This window comes from Lentibacillus songyuanensis (assembly GCF_039548255.1).
Taxonomy (GTDB): Bacteria; Bacillota; Bacilli; order Bacillales; family Amphibacillaceae; genus Lentibacillus_C; species Lentibacillus_C songyuanensis.
In genome coordinates this window covers 37,449-52,008 of sequence record NZ_JBCLVH010000019.1, presented here as the reverse complement: position 1 = coordinate 52,008, position 14,560 = coordinate 37,449, and the positions used below count along the sequence as shown (strand labels likewise).

General features: G+C 34.7%; 17 protein-coding genes. All 17 read left to right on the top strand.

The features are described 5' to 3' along the window. The first annotated feature begins 14 nt into the window (after positions 1-14). On the top strand, positions 15-653 hold the full coding sequence (locus WMZ97_RS16390; RefSeq protein WP_343273169.1) for a hypothetical protein: 639 nt from the start codon (positions 15-17) through the stop codon (positions 651-653). A 29-nt stretch (positions 654-682) separates the two neighbouring features. Further along, positions 683-1,735, top strand: a complete 1,053-nt coding sequence (locus WMZ97_RS16385) for a peptidoglycan DD-metalloendopeptidase family protein (RefSeq protein WP_343273168.1) — start codon at positions 683-685, stop codon at positions 1,733-1,735. Positions 1,736-2,017: 282 nt separating this feature from the next. Then, on the top strand, positions 2,018-2,695 hold the full coding sequence (locus tag WMZ97_RS16380; protein WP_343273167.1) for a hypothetical protein: 678 nt from the start codon (positions 2,018-2,020) through the stop codon (positions 2,693-2,695). A 279-nt stretch (positions 2,696-2,974) separates the two neighbouring features. Further along, positions 2,975-4,051, top strand: a complete 1,077-nt coding sequence (locus tag WMZ97_RS16375; RefSeq protein ID WP_343273166.1) for a hypothetical protein — start codon at positions 2,975-2,977, stop codon at positions 4,049-4,051. Between the two features lie 16 nt (positions 4,052-4,067). Continuing rightward, positions 4,068-4,583: a hypothetical protein gene (locus WMZ97_RS16370; protein ID WP_343273165.1), complete on the top strand. Its 516-nt coding sequence runs from the start codon at positions 4,068-4,070 to the stop codon at positions 4,581-4,583. Between the two features lie 33 nt (positions 4,584-4,616). Continuing rightward, positions 4,617-4,859: a hypothetical protein gene (locus WMZ97_RS16365; protein ID WP_343273164.1), complete on the top strand. Its 243-nt coding sequence runs from the start codon at positions 4,617-4,619 to the stop codon at positions 4,857-4,859. A 528-nt stretch (positions 4,860-5,387) separates the two neighbouring features. Beyond that, the gene (locus WMZ97_RS16360; protein ID WP_343273163.1) at positions 5,388-5,543 is read left to right on the top strand and encodes a hypothetical protein; all 156 of its coding nucleotides are present in this window, start codon (positions 5,388-5,390) and stop codon (positions 5,541-5,543) included. A 99-nt stretch (positions 5,544-5,642) separates the two neighbouring features. Beyond that, positions 5,643-7,310 carry a type IV secretory system conjugative DNA transfer family protein gene (locus tag WMZ97_RS16355; protein ID WP_343273162.1) on the top strand — a complete coding sequence of 556 codons (1,668 nt, stop codon included), beginning with the start codon at positions 5,643-5,645 and terminating at the stop codon, positions 7,308-7,310. A 31-nt stretch (positions 7,311-7,341) separates the two neighbouring features. Further along, positions 7,342-7,722, top strand: a complete 381-nt coding sequence (locus WMZ97_RS16350) for a hypothetical protein (RefSeq protein WP_343273161.1) — start codon at positions 7,342-7,344, stop codon at positions 7,720-7,722. Between the two features lie 49 nt (positions 7,723-7,771). After that, positions 7,772-8,611 (top strand): S1 RNA-binding domain-containing protein, encoded by an 840-nt coding sequence (locus WMZ97_RS16345; RefSeq protein ID WP_343273160.1) that lies wholly within the window; start codon positions 7,772-7,774, stop codon positions 8,609-8,611. Positions 8,612-8,625: 14 nt separating this feature from the next. Further along, positions 8,626-9,345 (top strand): hypothetical protein, encoded by a 720-nt coding sequence (locus WMZ97_RS16340; RefSeq protein ID WP_343273159.1) that lies wholly within the window; start codon positions 8,626-8,628, stop codon positions 9,343-9,345. A 1,147-nt stretch (positions 9,346-10,492) separates the two neighbouring features. Continuing rightward, positions 10,493-10,885 (top strand): hypothetical protein, encoded by a 393-nt coding sequence (locus WMZ97_RS16335; RefSeq protein ID WP_343273158.1) that lies wholly within the window; start codon positions 10,493-10,495, stop codon positions 10,883-10,885. 514 nt (positions 10,886-11,399) lie between these two features. After that, positions 11,400-11,597 (top strand): DUF4367 domain-containing protein, encoded by a 198-nt coding sequence (locus WMZ97_RS16330; protein ID WP_343273157.1) that lies wholly within the window; start codon positions 11,400-11,402, stop codon positions 11,595-11,597. A 145-nt stretch (positions 11,598-11,742) separates the two neighbouring features. Next, positions 11,743-12,153, top strand: a complete 411-nt coding sequence (locus WMZ97_RS16325; protein ID WP_343273156.1) for an NUDIX hydrolase — start codon at positions 11,743-11,745, stop codon at positions 12,151-12,153. 124 nt (positions 12,154-12,277) lie between these two features. After that, positions 12,278-12,445, top strand: a complete 168-nt coding sequence (locus WMZ97_RS16320; RefSeq protein ID WP_343273155.1) for a hypothetical protein — start codon at positions 12,278-12,280, stop codon at positions 12,443-12,445. 214 nt (positions 12,446-12,659) lie between these two features. Further along, positions 12,660-13,838 carry an Abi family protein gene (locus WMZ97_RS16315; protein ID WP_343273154.1) on the top strand — a complete coding sequence of 393 codons (1,179 nt, stop codon included), beginning with the start codon at positions 12,660-12,662 and terminating at the stop codon, positions 13,836-13,838. Positions 13,839-14,077: 239 nt separating this feature from the next. Next, positions 14,078-14,458, top strand: coding sequence for a histidine phosphatase family protein (locus tag WMZ97_RS16310; RefSeq protein WP_343273153.1), 381 nt, complete (start codon positions 14,078-14,080; stop codon positions 14,456-14,458). Positions 14,459-14,560 lie beyond the last annotated feature (102 nt).

The window sequence follows — 14,560 nt, the reverse complement described above, 5'->3', positions numbered from 1 at the left end:
TAATTGGCGGTTTTTTGTTTGGTTTATTCGAAAAAAAAGATAACAGAGATACACCAATGGTTGTTACTGATTATACGAATAAGGATCAGCTAGTAAAAGAAGAAGTCGGAGGGGATGAAAACAAAATGGATGGAGAAATGAAAGAGGAAAAATCAAACGAAAACAATTACGGAGAAGATTACGATGATGACCCAAAGTTATTTGACCCACAAGAAGTGGATAAATCGAAATTGTCGGTTCCTTACAAAAAGATATTTGGAAAAAAGACAACAAAAGAAACCAAACAACTCACTAAAGATTTTATTGAAATTTTCTACAACCTGGATGGTAGGTATCCCAATAAATTTATTAAAAAAAGTAAGGAATTTATGACACCCGATTTATACGAAACGTTATTAGAAGATCCAGAAGCACCAACGTACAACGTATTTAATCGAAAATATATTTCGTTGGAAATCATTGAATCAAAAAAGTTTACGAAAAAGGATGCAGAAGAAAATATAATTCCTTACATCGTTTATATCAAGGGCGAGACAGTTAATGCGGAAAAGCAAGATAAAAAAGAAGTAACAGATGTTTATACAATTCTATTAATTAAGAAGGATGACCAGTACAAGGTAAATCATATATATCCTAATATTAATTTCCAATGAAAAAGGAGGGGTTATAGGATGGATGATCAATGAAAAAAATATTAATAATCTTAGGCGTTGCATTAAGCGGTTTAATTATTACACTGGTATTGCTCGTGATGATTGTGCCTGTTTTAATTTCGAGCACGTTTGATGAAATAGATTCAACTAGTGCCGGTGAGGATAGTGATTATGTCGTATGTAATAAATCACAACGATTAAATAAAACGAAATGGAATAAAGCCTTTGAAAAAGGTGGTATTTTATCAAGTAAAGGCAATTATTTTATTACATCAGCAGAAGAACATAATATTGATCCTGTTTTATTTGCAGCGATTGCTATGCACGAAACGGCTTGGGGAACATCTAACGCTGTAAAAAATTATAATAACCCAGGAGGACTAATGGATCCCTCAACAAACTCAACGACACTATTTAAGTATTCATCATTAGAAGAGGGTATAGATGCTATGGGGAAAACTTTAGATAGATTAGTAAACACAAGAGGCTTAGTTACAATTAATGATTTAGGCAGCGTGTATGCACCATTGGATGCTGATAATGATCCAAATGGATTAAATACTAATTGGGTTCCTGTTGTGAATCAATTTGCAGCTGAATTCGGTGGTTTAACAATGAATTGTGAGATAGCAGGTGAAGTTGAAATAGTTGGTGATAAGGCTTGGGTTGCACCATATACGAAAAATCTTACTTCAGGCTTTAGACCACCAGATAGGCCCGATCATAACGGTATTGATATAGCTTGGGATGGTATACATGGCAAACCTGCTGTTGCTTTCATGGATGGCACAGTTACCGTTAGCGCAGTTAGCGGCACTACATTTTATTCAACTAGTGAAAGAATGGGAAATGGTTATGGTTATTTTGTTGCTATAGATCATGGAAATGGTTTTGAAACAAGGTATGCTCATCTAATGGAACAGGGTGTTCCAGCCGGAACTAAGGTAAAAGCAGGTGAGCAAATTGGAAAAATTGGTTCAACGGGTGGTTCAACAGGCCCACATTTACATTTTGAAGTGTTAGTTAGTGGTGAAAAAGTTAACCCTATGCAATATGTAAAAGAATTCATATCGAAAAAATAAATTAATAAAGTTGTCGGACAAAATAGTATGCTAAAAGGGATGTATAATCAACGTTTTGTTTGTGTGTTTTTAAATTTGTCCAACAAAATTTATCTTGTACAGTTAGCCAATAAAATGTCCGACAACTGAATTTCATTGATAGTTAGACTATAAGAAACAAAAGGGTTTAAGCTGTCAGACAAATGGTAAATTGCAAAAGGATGTCGGACAAAGATACAAATAATAATTATGTAGTTCTTCATTTATCTACGTCTAGGCTGTCAGACAGGGGGATATGCAAAAATGTGGGAAAAAGCAGATGAACTAAAAGAAATGTTAAAGCAATTAGAGTTGTTCAAACAGGAAATTATGAAGGAAATCAATAGGTTAGGGGAAAATGAGAAAACGATTACGAGAACAACTGTTTATCCAATGGCAAAGGTTAAACCTCTGATTATAAAGGATTATCCGGTCTTTCAATTTGGATATGAAGGTATGCTTCCTACCTATAAAGAAAATGATCAAGAATACCTTTCTATATTACGTCATTATTATTACCGTGCAACTTTTGACAGTTATGATTACTCGCAAATGAAACTTCCAGTGATGAATGAAGCTGTAATTGTTTATGTGCATTACTTTAGGAATAAGATTATACGAGATTTAGACAACAGAAACAAAAAGTTTATTCAGGATGCCATAAGGCAAACACGTATTATTGGTGATGATCACTGGCGTAATGTTTGGAATATGGATATAGGATTTTTGGATGAGGAAAAATATCATCTTCAAGTTTATGTAGTACCGAGAAATAATTTTATAGATTTTATAGACTTTTTGTTGTGCCACCATGAGAATCTAAAACATAATACAGATTATTTATTGAGTAAATCGGAATACAAAGCACATTATTTTAAAGAAAAAGAAAAGGAATTAACGCTTGATGAATCAGCAAAAAAAACGTTTCATTTTTTCTCGTAATAGCATTTATATTGGGGATGAAAAAAGCAGCCAATCTAACCCCAAATATAGTTCTATATTGGGGGAAACTAATATTGGGGGTAAGTGATATTTGTATATTGGGGATGTTTTTAATGTCAAAAAGTTCGATTGTCAAGAGATTCTTTACTTTTAAGCGAATAAACGAAAGGGAGAAAATTCGAAGTGGTTTGTTGAGGATTGTTCGATTACCAGCAGAAAACCCGGAAACAAACAGCCTACTTTCCGAATAACGAAAACGAGGTGAAATTCAAGAAAAGTATGCCAAAAAACAACAGAAAAGATGTTGCACAACAGCGAGATTTAAACCTTTTATATGAAATGTACAAATGCCGTGCGTTAAGCACAGCCCAGGTTGCACATATTAGGGGGTTAGGGAAATGGTATGTTTATGAAAAACTGGGCTTTCTAAGAAATAATGGCTATATATATACGGAACAAATTAGTGGTAAATATATTCTCCAACAAAACAGACAAGGAACCTATCACCGAATTAGCGGAAAAGGAATCACTTTGCTAAAAAAGAACGGATACACCATAGACTACACAGCAGATGATATACGACTAAGCAAGCACCGACTACCTTACCTACTAACAGCGAATGATTTATTTCTAGCATTGCAAAATACCGGTTGGACCTATCGGGATAGCAGAGAAATTAAAAGCTTTCATATCTTGAATAGAAACGATATGTTACAAGGCACGTTGACCAATCCTGATAACTCTAAGGAATATGCATTGTATATATTTTTGAAAAAAGTTTATGCAACCACCTTAATGCGTATCAAACAAGAAATTAATCGCAATCCATTTGAAAGTGCTTTGATAACAACACGTGGCGCACCAAGTTTTAATTCGGTTATTCACTCATTTGCAAACGAAACCGATAAGCTGATCAAAGGTGGCAGCATTAAAGTTATCCCATTCAACTTTGCTACGGGATATTTGAACATATCGAGCGACAACAAAGCGTTTCATGAACTTTTTTTAAGTGAATTAGGCTTGAATTTATTGAATGACACTTCCTCCAAAAATGCTTTTGAATCAAATACACAATTTGATTATGTTGTAAAGCACAACGAGGAAGAAAAATACTTCTTGGACTTACTCGACAACGACCTCATGAAACTAGAAGAAATAAAACGGTACAGAAAGGAGGATTATAAACGTGATGGCAAAAAAATACTAGCTCTAACCAGTACGATCAAAAGCCATGTGGATTTCCATAAGAAAATGCTTAGTGACATACAGCATATCGAATATTTAGTTGTAAATCCGCAAGAAGTGTTAGCTTTTGCCCAGCACATCCAACAAAAATGTTTTTGGAAAGAATCGTAAAGAAGGTGACCAATAAATGGCGTCTGTGCTTGTGGTCTATTTCTCGTTATTAACCAATACCATATTATTTTGTCTTATGTTTAAAGGTGTTTATATCCCCAGTGGTAAAACTCCTTTTTTTATTGGAATTGCATTTGGACTAATTTACCTGTTGGTTGGTCATTTGTTCAATACAGACCGGAGCAAACGGTTAAACAGGATGCTTATTTTCTCAATATCACTTTATATCGCGTTTTCATTGGGTGGTCTGGTGTATTATCACTGGAAAATGGATTATTTCATCAGTTCGTTGTTTATGATGAAAATTTCACTTGCCGCAATTACAGCATTTCTTATTTATATAAATGTCATTTACATTAGAGCGGAGATTTCCTATAAACGAAAGCGTGGTAATCAACGGATTCAAAAAGAGTCGAAAAAAGGTCAGATTGATAGATGGCTTGAGAAGAAAAAGGAAAAAGAGGACAGTAACGAAATCATCATTATACTAGGAAATTCCACAGAGTCAGAAGAACAGGCGCCACCGATTTGATTAAAAAATAATAAGAATGGGGTGAATTTTATCATGTTACGTTTAAAAAAAGAATTGGATACTGAACGGATCACACGATTAAAAGAGAGTATCATACTCAACTATATTGATAATGAAAATGGAAACGAATTACTGGTAAGTGAAGCAGATTTAGAGTTTCTAGTTGAGAAAGCAGAATTGTATGTATTCACTGAGCGTAAGGAAGCAAACGAAAACAACATATTACCAATTAATGTGCCAAATTCCTATAAAGGTGATGACAGTTATTCTTTTTAAAAGTGAACAAATTCTCTAGCGACTTCGCAGGTCCTTTTTTTATTCCCAATTTTAAAAATATGGGCTTTCTAAATAAGAAAAAATGTTCAAGTTCAAGTAATTGGCGATACTAAAGCTGTTTTGAGGTATTAAGATCAAAACAATCAACATATTGAAATCATCATTAAAGAGTGGGTGCAAAATAACGGACAAGATTATTGTTTTCGGTTCTCATGAAGATGAAAAATAAATGGATTTGTTAAAATACGGGGTACATGTCAGATAAGGCTGGAACTAATTTGGCTAAAAAAACTTTCAATAAGAGAAACTGAAACTATCAACTAAACGATTCCATATAGAAAAGGGGTGACGAACATTTGAGTTTCCAAAAATGGCTTTATCTCAAATATGGGAAATACTGGTCAGAACTTTGCGCTGACGAAACTATTATCTCACTTATCCAGGATAGCATTGACTATGAAATGTATTGTTATTGTGAAAACATAGAACCCATATGGTCTTAATAAGGAGGTCGGAAAGGATTTTGATATGGAGGACAAACACTTTATTAAACTTATATTCGCATTTTATATTTTAGTCTTTATTGTTTCAGTGTTATTAATGCTTATCATCAACAATCACTCTATGAAAATCATCGATCCGGTTGAACAGGATGATATAGAAGAAATAATTGATAGAATGTAATTCAAAACAGTTTTTGGTTGATTAAGCTACTTTCAAGAAAAACAGCCCATTTAGCCGGAGAAGACCAAAATAGTATAAAAAATAGAAAGAGTGATGCAAGTGCCAATACCGATAAAATGGCAAGGGGATGACTGTTTTACACACATGCTTGTTGTAGGAGCCACTCGTTCCGGTAAAACAGCCACTATCTTAAAACCAATGATATATCAGTTGTTACTGATGAAAAAACGTGGTATTCCATTGGGGTTATCAGTTGTAGAGCCTAAAGGAGACGTTGCACAAATGGTGAATGATATGTGTGTTGAAATGGATATATCGGTAACACATGTTGACCCATTCAAATCCAATACAGCAAAGTTTAATCCAATGGAAGGTGAAATAAACGCAGTCGCAGAAGCAACGGTTGTTGTATTAAAAGGTTTGTTCGGTAAACAAGATGCTTTCTTTGCAACTGTACAAGAGCTGTCTGCAAGAAACGTCACGAAACTCCTAAAAGAATTATATGATGACAAACTAGATATTATAGATGTTATGAATACATTGCGTGACCCGGATGTTTTAAAGAAACGGGTTGCTGAATTACGGGCAAGGGATGGGCAAACCGACCTTGTTCACTTTTTTGAATCAGAACTTATGGGAAGTATGGCAGATAAATACAGACAATTTGTTATTGGACTTCGGGCACAACTTGAAAACATCGTTAGTAACCAAGCACTACGCCATATCATGACAGGAAAAGGTGACATTGATATTGATAAGCATTTTGCCGAGGGTGGGGTATTGGCAGTAAATACCGCATTGGGCCTATTAAGGAAGTCAGGCGATGCATTTGGGCAATTTATAATTATGCACTTACAAAACGGTACTTTTAGACGACCGGGAACAGAACGAACGAGAGTACCACATTTTTTAATTGTGGATGAATATTCAAGATATATAAATCCGGATGTAGAGATTTTCTTATCCCTTGCCGCGGAATATCGGGTAGCAGGTGTGTTTGCAACGCAATCTCTCGGCCAATTAGAAATTGAATCAGGAAACCTCAATGCAAAGGCTATGAAACAAGCAATCTTAACATCATGTCGAAACAAACTTGTTTTTGGTGGACTTTCCAGTGAGGATGCAAAAGAATTTGCTGAGGAATTTGGAAAGGATAAAGTAATTATGCGGCAGAGTACCTATAAAAATAGAATTCTAATTCCTCGATTCTTCCCTGACAACTATAGGGATACCGAACAGGAAGAATATCGATTTGATTTTACCGATATTATGGATGGGTTGCCACGATTTCACTTTATCCATAAACTACTGCAAGATGGAAAACCACAGCCACCAGGAATTGCTATGGGGAGTTTTGTACCAAGAAACTGGAAAGAGTTAAGGGAATGGGAAGAATCCAAAAAGGAGCCTGTGTTTTCAAAATTGAAGGATCAATTAATTCGAAATATAAAGGATAAAAATACTGTTCCCCTAAGGACAAACGAAAAAGTCTTGCAGCAGGATAAAAAAGAAGAAAACGATGCACCCGATCCTGACTTAACCCATTTGGGGCTGAATAGTAAGATGACACTTGAAAGGAGTGATATGGTAGAAGGAGATGGACATTATATTTCAGATGACGAACTAAAAGAATTAGATGAATTAAATTACGAACCTGCTGAATTGAAGGTAGGATTCCAACCTGAAAGGAGCAATGTTAAGGTTAAAACAAAAACATTTTCGTTTCAAAGCGACTTGCCAAAGGATCAAGATAACGATTTTTGGTAAGTCCATTTTATTTGGGAAAGTGAGGTGTGAAATGAATAACGATATCTTAGATACCCCGTTATTTGATCATTATGCGACAACGAATAAGGAAGTTAGCTATTGCTTGCAACGTAATCTTCCTTTAGCAAGGTATATTAAGGGCGAAAAATACAGCTCTTATCGTTTGGATACAGATACGGTGGAATTTGGAACGATTACGCTGAAAGGAAAAGCGCAAATTCAAAATGTCTTTTTCAATATAGCTAAAAACGTACAAGCGGAAGACCCAGAAATTAGAGTTCTTTACACTATTGGAAAACGAATTGGCAAACCAACCGTTATCAGTCATGTTCCTACTGACGAAATCGAATGCTTGCACCAATCGATTACTGCGATACTGTCAAATGAGATGGAAAGAATGTTACATGCGTGAACTATTGAAATAGCTATTTAAAAATACTGCGATAAAGGAGAATAAAAATATGAGTCATGAAATTGGAAGTATGTTGATTGAAGGGTTTAATCCAGAAAAATTGGAAGGGGAAAACCTGCATTACGATAAAACATGGAAAGAAATTTATGGGGCTTATCAAAATAAGACAATTTTACAGGCTCCCATTGTTGCGATAGAGGATTTGACACGGGCAGACGATAAAAAGGAAACATGTGCTGTGATACAAATTGATATGGTGCGTGGGTTTATTCCATTGGAACAGATGGGAGTAGACAACAAGCGGCAATTACGGGCCATGACCGGAAAAAAAGTTGCTTTTAAAGTGTTAAGCTATGATCGGGAAAATGATATTTTTGTTGGTTCCCGAACAGCAGCACTGGAACAAATGGCAACGATTACTTTGAATCGGATCGAGGAAGGGGATACGATTGTTGCGGTAGTAAGCAATGTTAGCCCAAACCTGATTCGGGCTGACATTGGTGGGATCGAGGTGAAAATTCCTATTGATGATGTTCGTTATGGTTGGATTGACGATTTGACCGAGGAAATTAAAGCTGGCGATCATTTCCATGTCAAAGTGATGGAAATTGATGCGGAAGAGAAGAAGGTCAAAGTGAGTGCCAAAGCAACGCAAAAAAATCCATATCCTGATTGTTTGAAACGCTATAAAAGAAATAGTGAATATGTGGGTGTTGTTTCCGGTGTTAGAGAGTATGGGGTGTTTGTTAATTTAGAGGATGGTGTCGATTCCCTGGCTCGTCATTTGATCCATGAAAATGTAGCTAAAGGTGATCGTGTACTTGTAAGAATTATAAATACGGATGCAAAGAAAGAGCATATTGTTACGCGAATCACAAGAGTAATTTAAGGGGTTGATAGCTTATGGCTATTAGCCCTTTTTCATTGCAACATAGTTGGTCGGTACATTGGAGCAGAACACCATCAAATTTTAAGGAACAACCTATTTTAGGGAAAGTAGCCAGTAATGAACAGGAAGCATTACTGGCTGTTGCATCAGTTGGTTTAATAACAGCGAGACAATTATTTCACTTGTTTTCACTTAATAAAGACAAGGTGAAGCGGATGGTGAAACGAAACAGACTTGTAAAGCATGAATTGGTGATGAATGGTGATCGGCGCATTGCGGTCTACTCATTAGGCATTAATGGGGCAAAAATAGTTGGTTTTTCAGGATACGAAAATAATTATTGGGTGAAATTTTCGGTAAACGACATTTTAAAAAGGCTTTTGTTTTTAAATTTTTATGAACGGTTTCATCCAAATAACCTATTGCCCGCAGCTGACCCATTTATTGGATCGATTATGATTAACAATAAAGCCATGTACGTTTACGTTGTTCGGGGTGGCTTAAATGACCTTATGATGTATTTAAAATGGAATTCACTTAATAAACGATTGATTTTAATAACAGAATCGCTTTCGTTGTTGGAGCAATTAAAACCATTTTTACACGATATTAAGGTTCGTGCCATTTTGGATAGCTGTGTAGTAGATAAAACAAAAAAATTAAGCGAATCTTTTTATTTGCTGGATGGTAACGAATTTAAAATAGAAGCAAGGAATGAGTTTCCTCCTATTTAGCTAACTTTTATAACGAGAGTGGGTTGATACAAGAAGTCAGATGTAATTTCTTAGATTCTTTTTAGCTTAAATTATCGATGATGTAAGCTATTGAGTTTATTTATTAGCATCTTGGCATCGTCTTTCTGTATCCCTATTCATTATTTTCAAAACCGGAATGAAATAAAAAACAACCAATAAAGAGAAATGTAATATGAAAGGGACTAAAATATTTGGTTAGGACAGATTTAGCAGCATAGCAGCGGTATTATGTTATCACCCGTAGCGGGGTTTTTATGGAAACAAAAACGCGTTTGAATGAAAACAGTAAAAACACCAATACATCAACATTTTAAACGATATTTTTGTTTGCCCTTTTAATTAGGTTGATGTTAATATATTCGTAATGACTCCAATTGTGATGATCTATGACTGGTTAAACCACGTTGATAGATACTATTTTATATCTTTTCCTTTTTATGTTTTTAATCTCTAATGTGTCCGGAAGCATATTAGGGTAGAATCCCCCTTTCGTTGCGGAAACAGCGATAGGGGGATTTGTTTCATTATTACCATTGAAGATTTAGTCAACACTATTCATGCCTATCGAGCTAAGGTTTTTGCAATGAGTTGAAAGTTACCACATGAATACGTTTCACTTAAAAAATTTGATACAATTGAATAGATGACAATTCCACAATAGGTCAACCAGAAATAACTGGTTAACCATATAATACGATCGGGCCATTTAACGGAAAAATGCATTGGGGGAAAGGGGTTATATAATTGGTTCTTCTTGTGGAAATTTTAAGGGTTGTAGCTAGCGCCTTGCTTATTATAAGTGCTGGTTTTTATCTAAGGGATTTAGAAAGGACTAAAAACAAAGAAAACTTACCTCGCTTGAGTTGATTATGTATTTTACGATACAGTTTGCATTTATTCTTTTTGCTATCAGTTTACTAATTACAATATTTTCCTATAAAAAAGTTCTTCATCAATCGGGCGCACTTCCTGAGTAAAGATCTGCGCCCTGTATTTAGGATTGGGCAATTTAATTAAACGATAGGAAATCATCAAAACTGATGGTTTTTTTGATTTCCTAAGGCATGAAATAAACAAAACTCCACAAAATAATAAGAATCAAAAGAAATCAAGGAGATGCTAGTTCATGTTTAAAATTGGCCTAAAAATATTGATTCTATTAATATTCTTTTGTTTAGCTTTGTCTCCAGTTGTAAAAGCAGAAAAACAAAATCCAGAAAGCCAAGATGGAAAAATGGTTTATCAGATTCATTATGATTATGATGCGATTTATGCATTGTTAGGCATAGATGGTAAGGAGTATAATCGGTATTGGAAAAAGGGACTTTCCATTGCGGAAATGGCTGAAAAGCAAGGCGTTTCAAGGCGTGATTTGGAAGGTTATTTTGCGGACTATCATTATCGGGAAATGCAAAAGTGGAAAGAGAAAGGTACTCTTTCAGAAGAGGATTATTTTCAACTTGTGTATACATTAAAAGCAGATATAGCGGAGTTTATTAATCGTAATCCTAATAAATAGTTCAATTAAAGGACGCAGTTAATGAATAAGGCTCTGCGCCCTTTAAAGCATTGAGCCATGGCTTATTGAACTAAATGGAATAGTTGTTAGGTTTGCTGTTGAAAATATACCAAAATATAATTTTGGGGTGATTAGTAAAGAAACAATTTTCTCTGTTACTGATTGTTTTCAGCATCTTCTTTTGTGGGGTAAATTACGGAACAGTATATGCAAATACTAACAGTAAACCTAGCCCCTTGGAAGAATTCTACCCTAAGTTTGGTGGGTATACGACAGCTGAAGAAGCTATAAAAAAATTTGAACAACATTTTAACCGAGACTTAAAACTACCACTTAGAATTCCACCTATAACTTTTACTCATTATTTGGGAAGTTTAGTGATTTAGATGGTGATAAAAATGACACTTTAGATCTGAAGTTCGTAAATGAAAATACACCCAAAAATCATTATAAAATAGATGTTCACCCCGTCGAGCATAAAATTCAAATTCCAAATAAGTATATTATTAAAAAGGTGAACCTGAAAAACGGAAATGAAGCAATATATATGCAGTTTAACGGTGGTTGGTATGTATTAGTCTTTGAAAGGGATAATTGGCAATATATGCTAAGTGTTGATGGAAGGGTCTCTGATAAGGTTACTGCTGAAGTATTAGTTAAAATAGCTGATTCAATTGATTACCCAAGTGAGGAGAAAAATGCACTTCTTTAATTTTTTCTTGTTAAGCAATCGGAGCGCAATTCTTGAATAAGGATTGTGCCTGATCGGGCCATTTTGTGGCATAGTTTCTTGTGAGGATAACGAAGTTCTGAAAGTTAAATTGGGCAGAATTAAACTCCAAGGGGGGATGGTTAAAATGAAGAGAATTGATGTAGCATACGCACTTATTTATGATGAAAACGATGAGAAAGTCTTGATGGTGAATAACAAAGGTAGTGGCTGGTCTCTCCCTGGCGGAGAAGTTGAACAGGGTGAAACGTTGGAACAGGCAGCCATTCGTGAGGCAGAGGAAGAAACAAGTTTGAAAATAGGAGTTCAAAATGTTATTGCAGTGAATGAAGCCTTTTTTAAAGAAAAGGAACACCACGCTTTGTTTATTACATTTAGAGCAGAGATTATAGGTGGGGAAGCCTCTATACAATACAAAGACGAAATCTTAGAAATCAAATGGGTAGACTTACAAACCGCTAATGAGTTAATGCCATATTACCGTGGTGGGGTAAAAAACCTTCTAAATTCCTCTTCCCCTTATACATATCAGGATTAATCTTTTTTGCCTAGCATTGGGGTAAGAAAGTTAGGGATCTTCCACAAAAGGGCGCTTTAACGGAATAAGGAAACGTCCTAAAATTCATTATCGGGCCAGATTACGACACGAAGGTGGATTTAGATTGGATTCACCGATATTACAATTTATTTTCATATGTGGAGTATTGTATGGACTCATTACGCTCTTTGTAGCGATTAAACAGATGCCAAACAAGAGTAAAAATCAAATAGGGCTTTCAATTGCTTTAGTTGTTGTATGTGGAACCGCGTTTTTTACGACAATTAATTAGCCTATACCGCGATCGGGCGCGATAGCAGAACAGATTGGCTGAAACTAAAGGAGTATTGTGTGTCCAAATTTAAATTGACAAACTTTTAAACAAAATAAATAAAATACATGACATATTCCTTTTTATATTGTATAATAATATTAGAGATCAGTTAGAAAACCCTGTATGTACCTTTTGAGTATATATGGGGTTTTCTCATTTTAGGGGGAAAAGTATGGAGAAAAATTATACAACGCTCCGTGGTAGATTAGATAAATTAAGAAAACGTGGAATGACAATACCCAAAGATAAAGAAAAGGAACGTGGGGTCATTAAAAAGTATAATTATTATAATTTAATAAATGCTTACAAAGATCCTTTTTTAGCTGATATAAATAATTACCCAAGTTATGCAGATCCTAATGAAGATTATTATTTGCCAGGGACAACGCCTTCTCATTTAGAAGCATTATATATATTTGACGGAAAACTAAGAAGAATATTCTTGGAAAGAATTTTAAAGATAGAGGAGCATCTCAAAGATGTGATTGTGCAATCTTTTTATGAGTACCATACTGACATGGGGAAAAATAAATTAGTTAACTACTTACACAGAGAAAGTGAATATTTGAGACGTGATTACTATGACTTAATGGATGTAAAAACATATGTAGTGAATGAAAAAAGTGGACATAAATATACGGTAATTGGTTCGAATCCAAGACGAAATAACACAATGAAATTTAACCCAAAAAAATACATAATAAATAAAGATGATATATATCATTCTTTAATAGCTATACTGTATAGACAAATTGGCCAGCAACGTAAAAAAAACAAATCGATTAGTTCGTATTTGGACAAACATACCTATTTGCCAATGTGGATACTTTCCAATATCATGACTTTTGGAAACATAAGTAAATTGTTTGAAATCTTAACATTAGATGTTCAATTATTAGTATTGGATAAGTTAAAATTAAAAGGTAGTAACTTATCAAACGAATTAAAAGTATTAAATGCTTCAAGAGTAATACGTATTTTAGGTCTTTTTCGGAATTCATGTGCCCATAATGAACGGTTTTACTGTAATAATGTTCACACTCCTATTGATGATGAATTTATGGAGTATTTAAATAAGTTTCCTCAAGCTTCACAAATAAATAGTTTAAAAGGGAGAACCCTTCATTTAGACAGAAGACAGTTTGAAAAAATTGAACGTTATAGACACGGTATCTATACCTTGATGTTTTGTATTTCTTTATTTCTTAATCAAACGGAATTAACAAAGTTCAAAAATGAAATTAGAAGAGAGTTGCTATCATTAAAATCTTCACTTCCTACGATACCATATCAAAGTACCCTGAGGTTAATGGGCTTAGATTTTGATTGGTATGCCCATCTCATTAAATAAAAAGATTATCGGTTTGGATAACCAGTGGGAAATGGCTAAACGGAATCCCAGAGTGTTGAAGGAAATGATGAAAAGTTAACCCATCAATAGCTGAGCCTACGATATAAAAGGTTTATTTTGTAATACTTTTGTATTTGCTACTATACAGCAATCGGGCGCTTTAACGGTATAAAGGTTATGCTTCAATCGGGCCATTATGTGAAAAAATAATTGATTTTAAATAAAGGTTGGTGGGAAACTTGGATCTAACTTTTATAAGACACGGTCAGGGAATTCATACACTGAATCCCCCAGATAGCTTACTTATCAAAAATCCATCTTTAACCCCAAAAGGCATAGAACAAGCTAAATTGTTAAGACATCATTTCCCCTTGTCTGAAAACGATTTTATTGTTGTAAGCCCTATGAGGAGAACGATGGAAACCGCCCTTATTTGGAGTAATAATACAATATGCGAAAAAATTATAAGTCCAATGGTATCACCTAGGTTGTTTCCGCAAAAAACAGGAGGGCAGACGCTTCCGTGTGACGAAATTATAGAGATAGAAAATATAAAAAAAGAATTCCCCATCTTTGCCTTGGATGAACATTATTCCACCGAATTATGGACTATGGTATAAATGCTTTTCCTGACAGAAAATTCAAAGTTCTTGGTGAAAAGTTTTTTGGTTGGTGTAAACAACAATCAAAGGGAAAAGCCTATATTGTTTCTCACGATGGGA